The organism is Gordonia sp. DT218 (genome assembly GCF_049847105.1).
In the GTDB taxonomy this organism is placed as follows: domain Bacteria; phylum Actinomycetota; class Actinomycetes; order Mycobacteriales; family Mycobacteriaceae; genus Gordonia.
Genome location: NZ_JBNCNS010000005.1, coordinates 148,723 through 168,551, shown reverse-complemented (window position 1 = coordinate 168,551; position 19,829 = coordinate 148,723). Strand labels below are relative to the sequence as shown.

At 67.2% G+C, this 19,829-nt stretch carries 19 protein-coding genes; 4 read left to right on the top strand and 15 right to left on the bottom strand.

Annotated features, from left to right (window positions below; all coding sequences use genetic code 11):
- Positions 1–6: 6 nt before the first annotated feature.
- The 13 genes from ACPXCG_RS19020 to rsmD form a co-directional block, all read right to left on the bottom strand.
- A complete protein-coding gene (locus ACPXCG_RS19020) occupies positions 7–345 on the bottom strand; it encodes a P-II family nitrogen regulator (RefSeq protein WP_005176661.1) in 339 nt (112 codons plus the stop codon).
- 49 nt (positions 346–394) lie between these two features.
- The gene (locus ACPXCG_RS19015) at positions 395–1,738 is read right to left on the bottom strand and encodes an ammonium transporter (protein ID WP_425793656.1); all 1,344 of its coding nucleotides are present in this window, start codon (positions 1,736–1,738) and stop codon (positions 395–397) included.
- Between the two features lie 230 nt (positions 1,739–1,968).
- A complete protein-coding gene (ftsY, locus tag ACPXCG_RS19010; RefSeq protein WP_425793654.1) occupies positions 1,969–3,543 on the bottom strand; it encodes a signal recognition particle-docking protein FtsY in 1,575 nt (524 codons plus the stop codon).
- Between the two features lie 76 nt (positions 3,544–3,619).
- Positions 3,620–7,222 (bottom strand): chromosome segregation protein SMC, encoded by a 3,603-nt coding sequence (gene smc, locus ACPXCG_RS19005; protein WP_425793652.1) that lies wholly within the window; start codon positions 7,220–7,222, stop codon positions 3,620–3,622.
- A 97-nt stretch (positions 7,223–7,319) separates the two neighbouring features.
- Positions 7,320–7,604, bottom strand: a complete 285-nt coding sequence (locus ACPXCG_RS19000) for an acylphosphatase (protein WP_425793650.1) — start codon at positions 7,602–7,604, stop codon at positions 7,320–7,322.
- Positions 7,605–7,607: 3 nt separating this feature from the next.
- On the bottom strand, positions 7,608–8,075 hold the full coding sequence (locus ACPXCG_RS18995) for an OsmC family protein (protein WP_425793648.1): 468 nt from the start codon (positions 8,073–8,075) through the stop codon (positions 7,608–7,610).
- Positions 8,072–9,058, bottom strand: a complete 987-nt coding sequence (gene mutM / locus ACPXCG_RS18990) for a bifunctional DNA-formamidopyrimidine glycosylase/DNA-(apurinic or apyrimidinic site) lyase (protein WP_425793646.1) — start codon at positions 9,056–9,058, stop codon at positions 8,072–8,074. The genes ACPXCG_RS18995 and mutM overlap by 4 nt, the downstream gene beginning before the upstream one ends.
- Positions 9,059–9,070: 12 nt before the next feature.
- A complete protein-coding gene (gene rnc, locus ACPXCG_RS18985) occupies positions 9,071–9,757 on the bottom strand; it encodes a ribonuclease III (RefSeq protein WP_425793995.1) in 687 nt (228 codons plus the stop codon).
- A 75-nt stretch (positions 9,758–9,832) separates the two neighbouring features.
- Positions 9,833–10,504, bottom strand: a complete 672-nt coding sequence (locus ACPXCG_RS18980) for a YceD family protein (RefSeq protein ID WP_425793993.1) — start codon at positions 10,502–10,504, stop codon at positions 9,833–9,835.
- 89 nt (positions 10,505–10,593) lie between these two features.
- Positions 10,594–11,421 carry a DivIVA domain-containing protein gene (locus ACPXCG_RS18975; RefSeq protein WP_425793645.1) on the bottom strand — a complete coding sequence of 276 codons (828 nt, stop codon included), beginning with the start codon at positions 11,419–11,421 and terminating at the stop codon, positions 10,594–10,596.
- 116 nt (positions 11,422–11,537) lie between these two features.
- Positions 11,538–12,026, bottom strand: a complete 489-nt coding sequence (gene coaD, locus ACPXCG_RS18970; RefSeq protein ID WP_425793643.1) for a pantetheine-phosphate adenylyltransferase — start codon at positions 12,024–12,026, stop codon at positions 11,538–11,540.
- Between the two features lie 37 nt (positions 12,027–12,063).
- Positions 12,064–13,146, bottom strand: coding sequence for a nitronate monooxygenase (locus ACPXCG_RS18965; RefSeq protein ID WP_425793641.1), 1,083 nt, complete (start codon positions 13,144–13,146; stop codon positions 12,064–12,066).
- Positions 13,139–13,693 carry a 16S rRNA (guanine(966)-N(2))-methyltransferase RsmD gene (gene rsmD / locus ACPXCG_RS18960; protein ID WP_425793639.1) on the bottom strand — a complete coding sequence of 185 codons (555 nt, stop codon included), beginning with the start codon at positions 13,691–13,693 and terminating at the stop codon, positions 13,139–13,141. Before rsmD ends, ACPXCG_RS18965 begins: the two co-directional genes overlap by 8 nt.
- 187 nt (positions 13,694–13,880) lie before the next feature.
- Between rsmD and ectA the strand changes: the two genes are divergently transcribed.
- From ectA to ACPXCG_RS18940, 4 genes are all read left to right on the top strand, one after another.
- A complete protein-coding gene (ectA, locus tag ACPXCG_RS18955) occupies positions 13,881–14,408 on the top strand; it encodes a diaminobutyrate acetyltransferase (RefSeq protein WP_425793637.1) in 528 nt (175 codons plus the stop codon).
- A gap of 107 nt (positions 14,409–14,515) precedes the next feature.
- The gene (ectB, locus tag ACPXCG_RS18950) at positions 14,516–15,787 is read left to right on the top strand and encodes a diaminobutyrate--2-oxoglutarate transaminase (RefSeq protein WP_425793635.1); all 1,272 of its coding nucleotides are present in this window, start codon (positions 14,516–14,518) and stop codon (positions 15,785–15,787) included.
- Positions 15,784–16,206, top strand: a complete 423-nt coding sequence (locus ACPXCG_RS18945) for an ectoine synthase (RefSeq protein WP_425793633.1) — start codon at positions 15,784–15,786, stop codon at positions 16,204–16,206. The genes ectB and ACPXCG_RS18945 overlap by 4 nt, the downstream gene beginning before the upstream one ends.
- Before the next feature lie 87 nt (positions 16,207–16,293).
- Entirely contained in the window at positions 16,294–17,190 is an 897-nt protein-coding gene (locus ACPXCG_RS18940) for a Sir2 family NAD-dependent protein deacetylase (RefSeq protein ID WP_425793632.1), read from the top strand.
- A 53-nt stretch (positions 17,191–17,243) separates the two neighbouring features.
- Here ACPXCG_RS18940 and proB read toward each other — a convergent pair whose 3' ends face one another.
- The gene (gene proB / locus ACPXCG_RS18935) at positions 17,244–18,359 is read right to left on the bottom strand and encodes a glutamate 5-kinase (protein ID WP_425793630.1); all 1,116 of its coding nucleotides are present in this window, start codon (positions 18,357–18,359) and stop codon (positions 17,244–17,246) included.
- Positions 18,356–19,828 (bottom strand): GTPase ObgE, encoded by a 1,473-nt coding sequence (obgE, locus tag ACPXCG_RS18930; protein ID WP_425793629.1) that lies wholly within the window; start codon positions 19,826–19,828, stop codon positions 18,356–18,358. Before obgE ends, proB begins: the two co-directional genes overlap by 4 nt.
- Position 19,829 lies beyond the last annotated feature (1 nt).

Sequence of the window (19,829 nt, the reverse complement as noted above, 5' to 3'; positions counted from 1 at the left end):
CCCGGCTTACAGCGCGTCGGCGCCGCGCTCACCGGTGCGGACGCGGACGACCGACTCGACCGGTGACACCCACACCTTCCCGTCACCGATCTTGCCGGTGCGCGCGGCCTCCACGATGACGTCCACGACCTTGTCCACCGCCGCGTCGTCGACGACGACCTCGACGCGGACCTTGGGTACGAAGTCCACCGAGTATTCGGCGCCGCGGTACACCTCCGTGTGACCCTTCTGCCGTCCGTACCCCTGGACCTCACTGACGGTCATACCCAGGATTCCGGCCTGCTCCAAACCTGCTTTGACGTCCTCAAGCGTGAACGGTTTCACGATTGCGGTGATCAGCTTCATGAGTTATCCCTCTCCACAAGAATCAGCGTAGTAGCGAAAGTGCAGGGATTCATGCGAGTTCATATGCCGTCTCCGCATGTTCCGCCTCGTCGATGCCGTTGTGCTCGTCTTCCTGTGCGACCTTCCAGCCCAGCGGCTTGAGGACCAGCGCGATGATCGTGGTGAGTACACCGGTGAACACCAAGGCGAAGAGTGCGATGACGATCTGCACAACGAGCTGCTTGTAGTCGTGTCCGTAGAACAGACCGGTCTCCTCGGCCAGCAGACCGATACCGATCGTGCCCCAGAGACCCGAGACGAGGTGCACACCGACGACGTCGAGCGAGTCGTCGTAGCCGAACTTGTTCTTCAGGCTGATGGCGAGCGCGGACAGGATACCGGCGACAACACCCAGGATCATCGATCCGACCGGGGTCAGCGCCCCACAGGCCGGGGTGATGGCGACCAGACCCGCGACGATGCCCGATGCCGCACCGACCGAGGTGGGATGCCGATCGCGAATCCACTCCACGGCCAGCCAGCCGATCATCGCGGCGGCGGTGGCCGCTGTCGTGTTGATCCACACCTTGCCGGCGACCATGTCGGCGGCGAGTTCCGATCCGGCGTTGAATCCGAACCAGCCGAACCACAGGAGGGCCGCGCCGAGCATCACGAACGGGATGTTGTGCGGCCGGTACGCGGTCTTGCCGAATCCGGCACGGGAACCGACGATCACGGCCAGCACGAGGCCCGCCATACCGGCGTTGATGTGGACCACGGTGCCGCCGGCGAAGTCGATCGGCGCGACGTTCGCGGCGCCGTCGGTCGAGCCGAACATCCATGAGGCGAAACCACTCTCGGCGCCGGACATGATGCCGCCACCCCAGACCATGTGCGACAACGGGAAGTACACGATCGTCGCCCACACAACCGAGAACACCAGCCACGTCGAGAACTTCACGCGCTCGGCGAGCGAGCCCGAGATGAGGGCGACCGTGATGACCGCGAAGGTCAGCTGGAATGCGAGGAACACCGTCGACGGGATGGTGAGCCCGCCGGTGACGACCTGCTCGACCGCCTCCCCGCCCTGGGTCACCTCCTTGGTCTCCATCAACTGATTGGACCCGAAGAGCGCAAACGGATTCGAGAAGACGCCCCAGATGTCGTCGTCGCCTGTGATGCCATTACCGAAAGCCATCGAGAAGCCCCACAACACGTACACGACACTGACGGTCGCGATCGAGCCGAAGGACATCATCATCATGTTCAGAACCGACTTGCCCCGCGACAACCCCCCGTAAAAGAAGGCGAGTGCCGGCGTCATCAACAGAACCATCGACGCACTGGCGAGCATCCACGCTGTATTGCCGGCATCTGGAACTGCGAAAGCATCGTCTGGCAGTGCCAAAACCACTGTAGAAACCTCCTCAGAGTGCGCCGACGGCTCGGCGCCTGCAAAGAGACTGTCGGCACTCGGTTTCATCCGTGGTGCTCGGACGTTTCGAGAATGTGAACCACTCGCCGGTTTATATTTCCTACGGGTAACAGCGCAGGTCGTGCCTCAGCAGGTTCTCAGGCCCGTCGAAGAATCGCCGACCGCGAATTCGCGTTCTCTTGAAGCGCGATTTCAGGACGGTGAACCTTCTACAGCAACGCGTCCACAAATGCCTCCGGCTCGAACGGCGCCAGGTCGTCCGCGCCCTCTCCGAGGCCGACGAGTTTCACCGGTACGCCGAGCTCTTCCTGCACATGGAAAACGATGCCGCCCTTGGCGGTGCCGTCCAGCTTGGTCAGGACCACGCCCGTGATGTCCACGACTTCGGCGAACACCCGCGCCTGCGTGAGGCCGTTCTGACCCACCGTGGCGTCGAGGACGAGCAGGACCTCGTCGACCGGCGCCTTCTTCTCGACGACCCGCTTGACCTTGCCCAACTCGTCCATCAGACCGGTCTTGGTGTGCAGTCTCCCGGCCGTGTCGATCATCACCACGTCGGCACCGTCGTCGATGCCCCTGACGACGGCGTCGAAGGCCACGGACGCCGGGTCCGCCTGTTCCTTGCCCCGGACCACCTCCGCGCCGACACGTTCGCCCCAGGTCTGCAACTGGTCGGCAGCAGCCGCACGGAAGGTGTCGGCGGCCCCCAGCAACACGCGCCGGCCGTCGGCCACCAGTACCCGCGCCAGCTTTCCGGTGGTCGTGGTCTTCCCGGTTCCGTTGACACCGACCACCAGCACCACCGCGGGCTGCCCGGCGTGCGGCAGGGCGCGGACCGAGCGGTCGAACTCGGGACGCAACTGATCGACCAGCACCCGCTTCAGCAGCGCGCGTGCGTCCTCGGCGGTACGCACGTTCGAGGTGGCGAGCTCGGTCCGCAGACGCTCCACCACCGCCATCGTGGCGGCCGTGCCGAGGTCGGCCATCAAGAGCGTGTCCTCGATGTCCTCCCAGCTCTCCTCGTCCAGGTCACCGGCGCCGAGTAGGCCGAGCATGCTCTTGCCGATCGCGCCCTGGGAACGTGACAGCCGCCCGCGGAGACGGCCGAGCCGGCCCGCCGTCGGAGCGATCTCGTCGAGCTCGGGTGCTGCGGCCGCCGGAACCTCGGGTGCTGCCGGTTCGGCCGCGGGCGCCTCGGGTGCCACCGGCGACCCGGGCGCCACCGAGGTCTCGGGCTCCTGAGTGGTCTCGGGCCGCTGAGTGGTTTCGGGCTGCTGAGTGGTCTCGGGCTGCTGAGTGGTCTCGGGTGCCACCGGTTCGGCTGCGGGCGCCTCGGGTGCCGAGGTCGGGGCCTCCACGACGTCGTCCGCTACCGGTGTCCGGACGGTGTCGTCGGGCATGGTCTGCGTGCCGGTGTCCGCATCGGCGTCGGGCAGCGCGACGTCCCGGATGCCGCGCTGCGCGGAGTCGCGGGGCACCGAGGCGTCGTCACCGACACCGGGCTGGCCGTCGACCTCGGTGCGTTCCGTGCCGGGACGCACCACCGGTTCCGGGGGTTCGGCGAGCCCCACCCCGCCACCGCCCTGGCTGAAGTTGAATCCCGACCCCGCCTGATAGCCGCCCGACTTGTCGACCTGCCTGGTGGTGCCGTCGACCGGACCCTGTGTCGCCGAATCGTCGGACAGCGAGATCCGCCGTCGCCGCGACAGCATCACGCCGAGAACGATCAGCGCGATGAGCACGATGACGGCGACAACGATGCCGATGATGACTGCGGTGTTCACTCCGGTAGACCCCTGTCGAATTGGTTGATGCGAGCGACCTGACCCGATCAGGGTCGCATGTGACGGTGAACGGTCGTCAGGTCGCGTCGGTGTTCGTGACCGGCAGGTCCACCCCACGCAGGCGCTGTGAGATCACCGTGGTGATGCCGTCCCCGCGCATACTCACGCCGTAGAGCGCGTCGGCGACCTGCATGGTCGGTTTCTGGTGCGTGATCACGATCAACTGGGATCGCTCACGCAACTGCTCGAACAGCGAGATCAGTCGCCGCAGGTTCGTGTCGTCGAGTGCCGCCTCGACCTCGTCCATCACGTAGAACGGGGAGGGCCGCGCCCGGAAGATCGCCACCAGCATCGCCACCGCGGTCAGCGACTTCTCACCACCGGACAGCAGCGAGAGCCGCTTGACCTTCTTTCCCGGTGGGCGGGCCTCGACCTCGATTCCGGTGGTGAGCATGTCGCCGGGCTCGGTGAGCACGAGACGCCCCTCGCCACCCGGGAACAGGGTGGTGAACACCTGGGCGAACTCTCGCTCGACATCGGCGTATGCCTCGGTGAAGACCTGCAGGATGCGAGCGTCGACCTCCTCGACCACCGACAACAGGTCACGACGGGCCGCCTTGACGTCCTCGAGCTGAGCCGACAGGAAGTTGTAGCGCTCCTCGAGTGCGGCGAACTCCTCGAGCGCGAGAGGGTTGACCTTGCCCAGGGTGTTGAGGTCTTTTTGCGCCTTCTTGGCCCGAGTCTCCTGCGTCGCGCGATCGAACGGCAGCGGCGTAGGTGCGACCACCGACTCGCCGCGGGCCTTCGCCTGCTCGTACTCGTGCATCTCGAGCGCCGACGGTGGCATCGGCACGTCCGGGCCGTACTCGGCCACGAGGTCATCCGGCGCGATCGCGAACGAGTCCAGGATCTGTTCCTCGAGTTGCTCGATCCGGAGAGCGGCCTGTGTCCTGGCCAGCTCGTCGCGGTGCACGGTGTCGCGCAACGCATTGAGTTTGGTGGTCAGCTCCGCGGCCTTGTTCTTGAGTTCATCGACGGCCGCGGTCCGCTCCACGCGGACCTGTTCGAGTTCGTCACGACCGGCCTGTGCGTTCTGCACTGCGACCGAAAGCCGCTGGGAGACTTCAGCTCCCGCCTCCCCGACCGCCGACGCGACGGCGGCCGCACGACGGCGCGCCAGATCCTGACGCTCAGCGCGCAGGCGGGCCTCCCGTTCCCGCTGCGCGGCCCGGCGCAGAGAGTCGGCGCGTCCCCGGACCGAGGCCAGTCGTTCTTCGGCGGTGCGAAGCTGCAGTCGCGCCTCCATCTCCGCCGACCGTGCCGCGGCTACCGCCTCCGCCGCGAGAGTTCGGGGCGTGTCATCGCCTGCGTGGGCCGGGGTGTCGTCGGATTCGTCACGCGCATAACGCAATCGCTCCTCGAGCTCATGCAGGGTGGTCAGCGACTCGGCACGGCCTTCTTCGGCCTTGCCGCGCTGACGGGTCAGACGTTCGCTCTCCGATCTCGCCGCACGTATCTCGTGCCCGAGACGCGCCATCTGCTCGTAGGTGCCCCCGACGTTGGCATCGGACTCGTGCAGCGCTGCCAACGCCTCCTCGGCCGATTCGCGTCGGGCCACCTGCTCGGACGTCGCGCCGTCGAGGGCGGCCTCGATCTCCTCGAGCCGCCGTCGAGCCGTGGCCAGTTCGGACGTCGCCGCATCGATGGCCGACTGCACCTCGAGGGTCGACGGCCGATGCGACGAGCCGCCCTCGATGGATCCCGGACCGATCCGGTCGCCGTCGAGGGTGACCGTCCGGACGCGGTGCCGCTGCGCGATGTCGAGGCCCTGCTCGGCCGTGTCCACCAGGACCGTGTCGGCCAGCACGTGCTCGACGGCACCGCGGATCGACGGCCGGCAGGTCACCACCGACGACGCCCAGCGGGCACCGTTCGGCAGGTCGATGTCCGTCCGGGCTGCGGCGTCCGGCAGTCCGCCGAGGATCAGTGCGGCGCGACCGCCGTCGCCGGATTTCAGCGCGGCGAGCGCCCGCACCGCAGCGATCGCGTCGACGGTGGCGATCGCGTCGACCGCCGGCCCGAGCGCACCGGCGATCGCCGTCTCGTAGCCGGCGTCGACGGTGAGCAGTTCCGACATCGGTGCGACGAGACCGTCGGGCGCGTTGTCGAGCAGCCAGGCACCGCCGTCGTTGCGTTCGAGGCCGACCTCCAGTGCCTCGATCCGCGCGGACAGCGACGCGATCCGCTGCTCGGTCTCACGCTGCCCGGCCTGCAGGGACGCCACCCGCTCGTTGGCCTGGTTCAGTGCCGTGACCGACCGTTCGTGGTGCTCGTCGAGTCCGTGTTCGGCGGCCTCGTACTCGCTCAGCGTTTCGGCCATCGAGTCCTGCTGGGTCTGGGCAGCTTCGGCACGCTCGTTCGCCGCCGCGATCGCGGCGGTGATACGTGCCGTCTCGGCGTCGACCGACTCGGATTTGGTCCGCAGGTTGACGACCTGGCCCTCGAGGCGGGCGAGTCCCTCTCGTCGGTCGGCGATGGCCCGTACCGCCGCCATGTGGGCCTGTTCGGCGTCGGCGGCCACCTGCTCGGATCGGGACAGTTCTGCCTTCGCGGCGTCCAGATACTCAGCCGCGGCGCCGACGGTGCCGTCGAGTTCGGCTTCGGTCAGCGCTGCTTCCTCGGCCTCACGCTCGAGTTCGTCGGGATCGGGGCCACCGGTCGGGCTGGTCGGCTCGCTCAGGTAGCGGCTGCGCTCGGCGGCCACCCGGCAGGTCGCGTCCACCCGCTCGGCCAGCGCCGACAGCCGGAACCAGGTCTGGGCGGCGGCGGTGGCCGCCGGCGCGACCTCCGCGAGGTGGCGTTCGTGCTCGGCGAGTTCGGCCGTGACATGGTCGAGCGCGACGGTCACCTCGTCCTGCTGTTGCCGGACCTCGTCCTCGACCGCCGTGTGCTCGGCCATCTCGGAACGGCGGGACACCAGATCGTCGGCGGCCAGTCGCAGGCGCGCATCGCGGAGGTCGGCCTGCACTGTCTGGGCCCGACGGGCCACCTCGGCCTGCCGTCCCAGTGGTTTGAGCTGACGGCGCAGTTCCGCGGTCAGGTCGGTCAGGCGGGCGAGGTTGGCCTGCATGCCGTCGAGCTTGCGGACCGCCTTCTCTTTCCGCTTGCGATGTTTGAGGACGCCCGCGGCCTCCTCGATGAACGCCCGCCGATCCTCGGGTCGTGACTCCAGGATGGCCGCGAGTCTGCCCTGTCCGACGATGACGTGCATCTCCCGGCCGATACCCGAGTCGCTCAAGAGCTCCTGCACGTCCATCAGCCGGCAGGAGTTCCCGTTGATCTCGTACTCGCCCGCCCCGTCGCGGAACATCCGCCGCGTGATGGAGACCTCGGAGTACTCGATGGGCAGTGCGCCGTCGGAGTTGTCGATGGTCAGGGTCACCTCGGCGCGACCGAGGGGCGGCCGTCCAGAGGTGCCCGCAAAGATGACATCTTCCATCTTGCCGCCGCGCAGCGCCTTGGCGCCCTGCTCACCCATCACCCAGGTCAGCGCATCGACGACGTTGGACTTGCCCGACCCGTTCGGCCCCACCACACAGGTGATACCCGGCTCGAATCGCAGCGTCGTGGACGACGCAAACGACTTGAAGCCCTTCAGGGTGAGGCTTTTGAGGTGCACGACGGTACAGAATACTCACCATCGTGGCCTGATCACCGTCACCACGCGGCAGTGAGCACGTCCCTCCCGCGCCTCGTGCGACCGCGGTCGGCGCGGGTCACCGCTCGACGAAGCCGCTCAGATCGCCGCGAGCATCGTCGAACCGCTCGACGACGAGGTCGACCGAACCCGCGGTGTCGCCCGACCGCAGCAACGCCAGCAGCGCGTCGGCCGCGTCCCGGGGCCCTTCTGCGATCACCAGCACGCGGCCGTCGGCCAGGTTGGCGGCATAGCCGACGAGTCCCAGCTCGAGCGCCCGGGAGCGCGTCCACCAGCGGAATCCGACACCCTGGACCTGTCCGTGCACATACGCGGTGAGACGGACGTCCCCGTTGTCGGGCATGGCTCAGTCGGTCTCGATCGCGAGGTTCACCGTGGCACCGGCCTTGATCGTCCGGCCGACCGTGCAGACCGCGTCGATCGCACGCTCGACGACCACGAGCAGCCGCTCGGCGGCCGCGTCGTCGAGTTCGGACAGGTCGACCTCGAGGATTTCGTCGAGGACCGGGTACCGCTCGTTCTCGCGGTCGGCCGCACCGCTCACCCGGACGGTCGCGTCGTAGTCGTCACCGAGCCGCCGCGACAGCGGACGATCCGACGACATGCCGGTGCAGGCGGCCAGCGCAATCTTGAGCAGTTCCCCGGGGGTGAACACACCCTCGACATCCTCGGAGCCGATCAGGACCTCGGCGCCCCGCGAACTCCGCCCGGTATAGCGGCGGGTGCCGGTCCGTTCGACCCACAGATCGGTGTGGGGATGGGGTGCCGCCCGGCCGTCGGTCGCTGCCTGCGTGGTCTGCTGATCGGTCGTCATGGTCGCTGATTCGATCCTTTTTCTCGGGTACCGCCGCTGGTCCGCTTCGTTGCGATCTCTGGTGCTGCGATCTCTGCTGAACGCACAACACGAATGGACCCGGTTTGCTTCCGGCTCGATTCGCGTCGCTGGCATCGCGGGCAATAGTACGAGCTGCGGTTCATGAACTGCTCGCGGCGCATGATCGCACCGCAGCGCCGGCACGGCAGTCCTTCGCGCCCGTACGCATTGAGCGATCGTTCGAAGTAGCCCGACTGCCCGTTGACGTTCACGTACAACGAGTCGAACGATGTCCCGCCGACCACGAGGGCCTCGCCCATCACCTCGGTGACCGATGCGACCAGGTCGGCGATCTTGGCCCGGCTCAATCGATCCGCCATCCGCGTGCCGTGAATTCGACTGCGCCACAACGCCTCGTCGGCGTAGATGTTGCCGACTCCCGAGATCACCGTCTGGTCGAGGAGCACACGCTTGATCTCCGAGTGCCGGGCCCTGATCGCGACGACGACCGCGGCCGGATCGAACGTCGGGTCGAAGGGGTCGGGTGCGATGTGCGCGATCGACTCGGGCAGCCCGCCCCCGTCGGCGACCGGCGGCCCCAGGTACTCGTCGACATGCCAACCGCCGAAGGTCCGTTGGTCAACGAATCGCAGCTCGTTGCCGTCGTCGAGAGTGGCGCGGATCCGAAGATGCACATGGTCGGGTGCCCCTGCGTCGGTGATCAGCATCTGACCGCTCATGCCCAGATGGACGACGACCGGGAATCCGTCGGTGTCGTCACCGAGGTCGAGCCAGAGATATTTGCCGCGCCGGTGAGCACCGGTCACGGTCTTACCGATCAGGCGTCCGGCAAGGTCCGCGCCACCCCCGAGGTGACGCCGCACCGATCGTGGGTGCAACACCTCGACGGCGACGATCTGCCTGCCGGCCACATGGTCGGTGAGGCCACGTCGAACTGTCTCGACCTCGGGTAGCTCGGGCACCGGGTCCGCCGATCAGTTCGCGGCCGCGGCGCGGTCGGTCAGCACCTGCCAGGCCAGGGCCGCCGCTTTCTGCTCGGCCTCCTTCTTGGTCCGGCCACTGCCCTCGCCGAGCCCTTCCCCGGCGATCATCGCGGTCGCGGTGAATTCCTTGTTGTGATCGGGCCCGGTCGACGAGATCTGATAGTGCGGTGGACCGAATCCGTGTTCGGCGGAAAGCTCCTGCAGCGAGGTCTTCCAATCCAGCCCGGCCCCGAGATGACCTGCATGCCCGATGATGTCGTCGAACAGACCCAGGATGATGGTCTGACATTCGGCCAGCCCATGCTCCAGGTACAGCGCTCCGAGCAACGACTCCAGGCCGTCCGCGAGGATGCTGTCCTTGTCGCGCCCACCGGTCATCTCCTCACCCCGGCCGAGGTGGAGATGACGACCGAGACCGCCCGGACCGAGACCGCGGGCCACGTCCGCGAGTGCATGCATGTTCACCACACTCGCCCGGATCTTGGCCAGCTCACCCTCGGATTTGTCTGGATATCGCAGGTAGAGACGCTCGGTGATCACCACACCGAGTACCGAATCGCCCAGGAACTCCAGGCGCTCGTTGGTGGGCAATCCCCCGTTCTCGTACGCGTAGGAACGATGGGTCAGTGCGAGGGTGAGCATCGGCGGAGACAACTCGCCGCGTACGGCGGTGAGCAGATCCCCGAACCCGCCGTCGGTGGTCTCGGTCCGCGTCGACTCGTCGGTCGCGCCCTTTCCTTCGGCCACGACGGTTCAGTCACCGCCCTGGTTGTCCGGGCGTCCCGAGGTGTGTGGGGATGCCTCCTCGGTGGACCCGAATTTGTCCCGCAGGGCCGCCCAGCGCGGGTCGATGACGTCGTGGGCGTGCCCGGGCTCGGCGACCGCGAGCCGGACGCCGCACTCCGGACAGAGACCTTCGCAGTCGTCGGAGCACAGCGGCGACATCGGGAGTTCGAGCGCGACGGCGTCGATGATCGATTGCTCCAGGTCGACGCGATCGTCCTTGATTCGGTGAATGTCCTCGGCGTCGGTGGTCTGTTCGGTCTCGCTGTCGGGATAGGCGAACAGTTCGGTGAGGAAGACCGTGACGGTGCCGTCGACCGGTTCCAGGCACCGCGAACACTGCCCTTGGGTCTCACCGCTCACGGTCCCGGTCACCAGCACGCCTTCGCTGACCGATTCCAGTCGCAGATCGAGGTCCACCTCCGAGTCCTCGGGAATCGCGATCATGTCGACCCCGAGGCGCTCATGGGCGACTGCGGTGCGGTGTACCTCCGACATCGTCCCCGGCCGGCGGCCGAGGGACCGGATGTCGAGCACGAAGGGATCACGGACGGCTGCTGCCGAGTCGGGCGTCCGCCGTTCGGGGCCACCGCGCGGGCCGCCGGGAGACACCGACTCGCCCGCGGCGGTTCCGCGGCTCATTGCATGTTCAGACACAGTTGCACGATACGCCCGGCCTGCGGGGTGTTCGAACGACATCCGCACGAATCGCTCGTGGCAGGCCGATCGCCTCACACTGCCAGGCGGGAACCCTGCTCGTCGGCGACATCCCGGCTAGACGACGGGCCGCCCCGCGGTGCCGGCGGCTCGTCCACGCTGCGCGGGTACTCGACGTAGTCATGCATGCCGGCACCCGTGCGGAGCTGATGGCGGCCTCGGTTCACCGACCGCAGCGTGCCCGTGAGGATCTCCTCGAACTGCGCCAGCTTCTCGTCGACGTAGATGTCACAGTCGCCACGCAGTCGGTCGGCCTCTGCGTGGGCGGCATCGATGATGCGTTCGGCCTCGGACTTGGAGGCGGCGACCACCTCGGCCTCCGAGACCAGGCGCTGCTGTTCGGCGATGCCGTCGGCAACCGACTTGTCGTAGGAGTTGTTGGCCGAGTCGATGGTCCGCTGCGCTTCGGCCCGCGCACGTCCGGTGACGGCGTCGAACTCGCGCGCCGCGCTCGTCGACAGGCGATGAGCCTCCGCAGTCGCCTCGTCCACCAGCTGGTTACCGTGGGCGCCCGCCTCGTCCACCATGCGATCGGCCTGCGCCTTTGCCTCGGAGAGGATGCGGTCGGCCTCGGCGCGAGCGTGGCCCATCACCGCCTCGGATTCCGAGTCGGCCTTGCCGATCACGTTCTCCGCGTGCTCTCGGGCATTGCCGACGAGCGAATCCCGCTGGTCGAGCACGTCCTGGGCGTCGTCGAGCTCACCCGGGATGGAATCCTTGAGGTCGTCGAGAAGTTCGAGGACATCGCCTCGCGGAACGACGCAGCCCGCGGTCATCGGGACGCTTCGCGCTTCCTCGACAATCGCGACGAGTTCGTCGAGCGCTTCAAAAACCCGGTACACAGCTACCCCAATCCGGCGTATGCCTTCGGTCTGCGAATGAAACAACTGTGACTATTGTGCCGAATGGTGTGTGTGTGATCAGTGAGGCGGACGGGGTGTGTCGCGCAGCGGTGAGGCTAGATCTGGCGCTCCCCCGCCAGTCGCGCCTGTAGACGCTCGTGAATCCTGGGCGACAGGAACGGCACGACGTCGCCGCCGAGCTTGGCCACCTCTTTGACCAAGGAACTCGACACGTGCGCGAAACGCGGATCGGTGAGCAGAAACATCGTCTCGACATCGGTGAGGTCGCGGTTCATCTGGGCCATCGGCACCTCGTAATCGAAGTCGGTGCCCGAGCGCAACCCCTTCACGATGGTGTCGATCCCCTCGTTGCGGGCGTAGTCCACGAGCAGTCCGGTCCACCGGTCCACCCGCACATTCGGCAGATCGGCACAATCCTCGCGGATGAGGGCGATACGTTCGTCGACGCCGAACATGCCCTGCTTGTTCGGATTCACCACCACGGTGACAACCAGGGAGTCGAATCGGGCGGCCGCTCGCTCCACGATGTAGCGGTGGCCGACCGTGAACGGGTCGAAGGATCCGGGAAAGACAGCTGACGTCATATCCGGAAATCTACGCGAGCGGTCACCATCGCCCGGGTCATGACCCGGCAGTCAGCTCGGCCGCCAGCCGAGCCACCAGACCGGCCGCCGGACCGGCGGTCACCGACCTCCAACTCGTCCCGGCCCACAGATTGATGTCGTCGGCCTCACCGGCGGCGGTCGCCGCGGACCGGATCGGTTTCGTCACGTGATGCACGTGTGGATACCTCGCCGGCGCTTCCGGATGCCGCTCGGTGAACCCGTTCCGCAATGAGCGTGCCGAGCGCCCCGAGAAGGCCCGCGTGACGACGGTGTCGGCATAGAGCCCTTCCAGCAGCGCCCGACGATGCGGCACAGACGTCCCGGCCTCGTCACAGCACAGGAACGCCGTCCCCAGTTGCGCACCGACTGCACCGAGCGCCACCAGCGATCCGATCGTGGCGCCGTCGGCGATGCCGCCCGCTGCGATCACCGGGACATCGACCGCCCCGACGACCGTGCGCACGAGGTCGGCGGTCGTCGTGCGTGGTCCCCCGTCGGGTTCGGACGGATCGTCGAGCCACAATCCGCGGTGCCCGCCGGCCTCGATGCCTTGTACCACCACCGCATCGGCACCCGATGCCACCGCGGCCCCGGCCTCCGTCGCCGACGTCACGGTCACTGCCACGGGTACGCCGAGCTCGTTGTGTACGCGCGAGATGATCGTGGCGCCCGGGTCGCCGAAGGTGAAGCTGATGATCGATGGCCGATGCCGGGCCAGTACGTCGAGTTTCTCGGCCACACGCTCGTCGGTGAACCGCGGCGCCCCCGGTGCGACGCCATAGCGCGCCGCCTCTCCTCCGAGTTCCTCGATGTAGGCCTGCACTGCGCGATCGGCGCCCTCGTCGGGCTCGGGCCCGGACAGGAAGAGATTCACGCCATAGGGCCGGTCCGACCGCTGTTCGAGGTCGGCGACGAGGTCCTCCAGCGCGTCGGGAGTCAGGTAACCCGCGGGGAGCCAGCCGAGTCCACCCGCCGCGCCCACCGCGGCGACCAGCGCAGGCGTCGACGGACCGCCGGCCATCGGTGCGCACAGGATCGGCAGCGGGACCTGCAGCGATCCGATTTCCATCGGTTCGACGCCGTCGACACGATCAGTCATTGTCGGCCACCTCCACACGGGTATCTCCGTAGTTCTTCTGGACGAGCACGCTCATCGAGTCCGGCCACTCGGTCGACGGCGCGCGCGCACTCCGTTCCACCACCACGATCCCGCCATCGGCCAGCCATCCGCGCGCGAGGGCCGCGAGATCGGCCGCCATCTCGCCGTTCTCCTGGTCATACGGCGGATCGAGGAAGATCAGGTCGAATCTGCCGGTTGGCATCGTCGACAAATACGACGCCACGGCGCGGGTGACCACCACACCCGATCCGGCCTTTCCGCAGGCAGCGAGGTTGGCACTGATCACCGACGTGGCGCGTCGCCGGGAATCCACCAGGGTGGCGTGCCCGGCGCCGCGGGAGAGCGCCTCGAGCGCCAGCGCACCCGACCCCGCGTACAGGTCGAGGACACTGGCACCCGCGAGATCGAATCGGGCAGAAATCATGTTGAAGATGGCTTCGCGGACCCGATCGGACGTAGGACGCGTACCGTCGTCAGGAACGGACAATCTGCGCCCGCGGGAGTCACCGGCGATGATTCTGGTCATTGCCTTCATTCTGCGCCCCGGGCCGCTGTCGATGACGTCCGCCCCACCACCACGCACAGGCACCGGGTGACATCAATGTGACCCACTTCACAAACCGGTGCTGAACAGGCGGAAGGTAGGGCATTCACCGACCGATTTCCGCTGCTAGATGACTTCGCGGACACACATTGTTAACGTCGAAAAGGTCATGAGCCCGTCCCAAACTAGAACGGCCCCAACAACTGCCCTTACTGTCGATTATCGACAGCCCACCGCCGACGACGGCATGCGACTGTGGGAAATCGCCTCGGACTCAAAGGTTCTCGACGTCAACTCGAGTTACGCCTATGTCCTGTGGTGCCATGATTTCGCCACGACATCCATCGTCGCCGAAGTCGATGGACATCCGGTCGGATTCGTCACCGGATATCGCCGTCAGACCGACCCGTCGACCATCATGGTCTGGCAGGTCGCGGTGGACGACACATACCGTGGTCACGGCATCGCCGGCACCATGCTGCACCGGTTGCTCGACCGCACCCAGCGGTCCGGTGTGGTGGCGATGCACACCACGATCAGCCCCGACAACGGCGCGTCGCAACGTTTGTTCGAGTCCGTCGCCGATGCGCGTGGACTGCGATTCGAACGTCAGGATCTGTTCGCAGCAGAACAGTTCCCCGACGCCCACGAGCCCGAGGATCTCTACATCCTCGAACCGACAGTTTCCGAATTCTGATTTCGCACAACATTTGTGAAATTTGGCGGTGCCACGATTCCGGGTCACCGGTGATCTCGGCCGCCGCCATGCATTGATCGTCACAACCAAAAAAGGGGGAAGTCACGATGCAGCTTCTCGATCAGACCGTTGATGATTCGGTCTTCACCCAACACGAGTCCGAAGTGCGCAGCTACTGCCGTAGCTGGCCGGCCGTGTTCACCCGCGCGAGTGGTTCGTGGATGACCGACACCACGGGCCGCGAATACCTGGACTTCTTTGCCGGAGCCGGCTCACTGAACTACGGGCACAACAACCCGATCATGAAAGCGGCCCTGCTGGACTACATCTCCGACGACGGCATCACCCACGGCCTCGACATGGCCACTGTCGCCAAGGGAAAGTTCATCGAGACCTTCACACAGAAGATCCTCGCGCCTCGTGGGCTGGACTACAAGATCCAGTTCCCCGGCCCCACCGGCACCAATGCGGTGGAGGCCGCACTCAAGCTGGCCCGCAAGGTGACCGGCCGTGAGTCGATCATCAGCTTCACCAACGCTTTTCACGGTATGACGCTGGGATCGCTCTCGGTGACCGGTAACTCGATGAAGCGCGCCGGCGCCGGCATCCCGCTGGTCCACGCGACCCCGATGCCGTTCGACAACTACTTCGGTGGCGTCACCGAGGACTTCGGCTGGTTCGAGCGTGTGCTCGACGATTCGGGCAGCGGCCTGAACCGCCCGGCCGCGGTGATCGTCGAGACCGTGCAGGGCGAGGGCGGCGTCAATGTCGCCCGGATGGAGTGGCTGCGCGCGCTCTCCGATCTCTGCGAGCGTCGCGACATCCTGCTGATCGTCGACGACGTCCAGATGGGCTGTGGCCGCACCGGTGAGTTCTTCTCGTTCGAGGAGGCCGGCATCAAGCCAGACATCGTCACCTTGTCGAAGTCGATCAGCGGTTACGGCCTCCCGTTGGCCCTGACGCTGTTCAAGCCGGAGCTCGATGTCTGGACTCCGGGTGAGCACAACGGCACGTTCCGCGGCAACAACCCCGCGTTCGTGACCGGCATGAAGACCATCGAGCACTTCTGGAGCGACGACTCGCTCACCAAGGACGTGTACGCCAAGGGCGAGCAGATCAACACCGCCTTCACCGAACTGGCCGAGCGCTACGAGGGCATCAGCACTCGTGGCCGCGGGATGGTCCGCGGACTCGTCTTCGAGGAGTCGGCCACCGCCAGCAAGGTGTGCGCTTCGGCATTCGGTGCCGGCCTGCTCGCCGAGACCTCCGGACCGTCCGATGAGGTCGTGAAACTTCTTCCCGCGCTGACGATTTCGACCGAGGACCTGGGTCGCGGACTGCAGATCATCAGCAATTCCGTCAAGGAGGTGATCGGATGATCGTCCGAACCACAGCAGAAATCACCGGTACCGACCGCGACGTCGCCGACCCGAAGGGCAATTGGGTCTCCAAGCGCATCGTCCTCGGTGGCGACCACGTCGGGTTCTCGTTCCACGAGACCACGATCAACGCCGGATCGGTCAACGAGTTCCACTACGCAAACCACGTGGAGGCGGTTTGGCTCGTCGAAGGTGAGGGCACGCTCTTCGACCGCGAGTCCGGCGAGACCTATCCCCTCGCCCCGGGCACCATGTACCTGCTGAACGGTCACGAACGGCACACGGTCACCGCGGACACGCAGTTGCGCATGCTGTGCGTCTTCAACCCGCCCGTCGTCGGCACCGAGGTGCACGACGAGGACGGCGTGTACCCGCTCGTCGCCGTGCCGGCTCCGACAGGCAAGCACAGCACCGTCTAGTCAGTCGGCGACCGCGCCACAGACACCGGACCCGTCACGACGACCAGTCGTGGCGGGTCTTCTGTTCGTGCGGTTATTCTGGGCAGAGTGCGCACCCGACTCCAGATCGGCTGGAATCCGGCCGAGCCGACAGCCGTCGACACCGACGTCGAGGCGCGGATCGACGAGTTGCGCACCTTGCTCGACGGGCGCCGGATCGTTGCTCTCACCGGCGCCGGGATCTCCACCGAGTCCGGAATCCCCGACTATCGCAGCCCGGGCGCGCCACCCCGCACCCCGATGACGCTGGAGATGTTCCTGTCGTCGCCGGAGTTCCGCCGCCACTACTGGGCCCGCAACCACCTCGGCTGGCGGTACATGGACGCCGCGCGGCCCAATGCCGCGCACCGCGCACTCACCGAACTCCAGCGCCTGGGGCTCCTCACCGGCGTGATCACCCAAAACGTCGACCTGTTGCACACCAAGGCCGGCACGCGAAGGGTCCTCGAACTGCACGGCTGCTACGGACGCGTCCGCTGCCTCGACTGCGACTGGCTGATCTCTCGGCATCGGCTCGCGCACGAACTCGACACGCTCAACGCCGGATTCACCGAGCGGGTCCGTGGTCGCGGCGCCATCGAGGTGGCCCCCGACGCCGACGCCGCGATCGACGACACCAGCGATTTCCAGATGATCGACTGCCCACGATGCGGTGGCATCGTCAAACCCGACATCGTCTACTTCGGTGAGAGCGTTCCCAAACCGTTGGTGCGCCAAGCATTCTCGATGGTCGACGACGCGGATGCACTGCTCGTGATCGGATCGTCCCTGACCGTCATGAGCGGACTCCGGTTTGCGCGCCATGCGCACCGCACCGGGAAGGAGCTCGCCGTCGTCAACCGGGGCGCAACCCGTGCCGACGACATCGCAGACCTCAAGATCGACCATCTGGCGTCGGTGGTGCTACCGGGGTTGTCGGAATCACGGGCGCGCGCGACGGCGTGAATGCTCGCCAGGACATCGCAATGAATGTGCCTGGGGCCAAAGGCTCTGCCAGGTCAGGTCGCGACCAGATCGTCCGCGTGGATCACCGGGCGACGGAGCTCCGATGGCAGGTCGGTGGTCGAACGCCCCACTGCGAGGGCGATATCGTCGGAGTCGTAGGCCACCACTCCGCGTGCCCGCACGGCACCGGTGAGGTCGACGAGCTCCACCACGTCGCCACCGTAGAACCGCCCGTTCACACCGACGATGCCGGCGGCGAGCAGCGACCGGCGTCGTCGCGCGACTGCGGCGACCGCGCCGTCGTCGAGGACGAGTTGTCCACGCGCATCGGCGGCATGTCGGACCCAGAAACGTCGCGCCGAGAGGCGCTCGCCCCGCGCGGCGAAGACCGTCCCGACCGAGGCATCCGCCAGGGCTTGCGGAGCCTGATCGGCCGCGGCGAGCAGCACCGGCACACCGGCGTCGGCCGACAGCCGGGCAGCGGCGAGTTTGGAGGCCATGCCGCCGGTGCCGAGGGCGCCTCCGGAGCCGGCGATCACGCCGTCGAGATCCTCCGGCCCGTGGACCTCGGGGATCAGACGCGCCCTTCGCCCGTCGGCGCCGACCCTGCGCGGGTCACCGTCGTAGAGGCCGTCGACGTCCGACAGCAGGATCAGGGCGTCGGCACCGGCGAGATGGGCGACGAGGGCGGCGAGACGATCGTTGTCGCCGAAACGGATCTCGGTGGTCGCAACGGTGTCGTTCTCGTTCACCACCGCAACGGCACCGAGCGATCGCAGACGGTCAAGTGTCCGTTGGGCATTCGCATGATGGGCGCGGTTGGAGATGTCGTCGGCGGTGAGCAGGACCTGTCCGACGGTCCGGCCGTAACGATGGAACGAGGTTCCCCACGCGTGCGCGAGCGCCAGTTGGCCGACACTCGCCGCAGCCTGCTTGGTGGCGAGATCTGTCGGTCGTCGTTTCAATCCCAGCGGTGCGATGCCGGCACCGATCGCACCCGACGACACCACGATCACGTCCGAACCCGCACGCATCCGCGCTTCCAGTGCGTCGGCGAGACGGTCGAGGCGACTCCGATCGAGTCCCTCGTGCAGATCGGTCAGCGCCGACGATCCGATCTTGACCACCACGCTGCGTGAGCGGGCGATCCGTTCACGGACGTCGCTCACCGTACGTCCTGTTCGCCGTCCTCGTCGGACTGCGGTACGCCACGGCGCAACCGTCGGGCCTGCTTGCGCTCGGCCGCGCCGATACGATCGTTGCGGTCGAGTCGGATGTCGGTGCCGCGGCCGGTGACCGGAACGTCATCGCCCATGGGCGTCATCGGCTCCCAGTCGAACGACACGTCGCCGATCGTCACGGGTGCGCCGGGCTTGGCACCCAGCCGGACGAGTTCGTCCTCCACCCCCAGCCGGTTGAGGCGGTCGGCCAGATAACCGACGGCCTCGTCGTTGTCGAACTGGGTCTGCGCGATCCACCGCTCCGGGCGGGTGCCGCGAACGATGAATCCGCCGTCCACGTCGGGGTCGGCCGACACACTGAATCCCGCCTCGTCGACCGCCTGGGGGCGGATCACCTGGCGGCGCGGCTGGGGCTTCGGGTGGCTCTCGCGATAGTCCGCGACCATCTTCGCCAGGGCGAAGGTCAGTTCCCGCAGGCCTTCGTGGCTCACGGCGGAGATACGAAAGACCGGCCAACCACGTTGTACGAGTTCGGGTTCGACGATATCGGCAAGGTCTGCCGCGTCGGGCACATCGATCTTGTTGAGGATGACCACGCGCGGTCGCTCGGCCAGCTCACCGAGGCTGTGGTCGGTGTCGAGAGCGGGTTGGTATGCAGACAGTTCCGCCTCGAGGGCGTCGATGTCGGAGACCGGATCACGACCGGGTTCCAGGGTGGCGCAGTCGACGACGTGAGCGAGCACTGCGCAGCGCTCCAGGTGCCGGAGGAACTCGAGCCCCAGCCCGCGGCCGGTCGAGGCCCCGGGGATCAGGCCCGGCACATCGGCGATGGTGAACACGTCTCCGGCGGTCTGCACCACACCCAGATTCGGCGCGAGGGTGGTGAACGGGTAGTCGGCGATCTTCGGCTTGGCCGCCGACAGCACCGACACGAGCGACGACTTGCCGGCCGACGGGAATCCGACCAGCCCGACATCGGCCACCGACTTCAGTTCGAGGACGAGATCGCGATGCTGTCCGTCCTCGCCGAGCAGGGCGAAACCGGGCGCCTTGCGCGCCTTGGACGCCAGCGACGCGTTGCCGAGTCCGCCGCGTCCGCCTTGCGCGGCCTCGAACGTGGTGCCCTCGCCTACCAGGTCGACAAGGATCTTGCCGTCCTCGTCGAGCACGACGGTACCGTCGGGAACCTCCAACACCAGGTCGTCACCGGTGGCGCCGTCTCGGTTGTCCCCCGCGCCGGGCTTACCGTTGGACGCCTTGGCGTGCGGCCGGAAGTGGAAGTCCAGCAGCGTGTGCACCTGCGGGTCGACGACGAGACGAACCGACCCGCCGTTGCCCCCGTTGCCACCGTCGGGACCGCCGAGCGGCTTGAACTTCTCGCGGTGCACCGACGAGCAGCCGTGGCCGCCGTTGCCCGCCGCGACGTGAATCGTCACACGGTCGACGAACCGAGACATC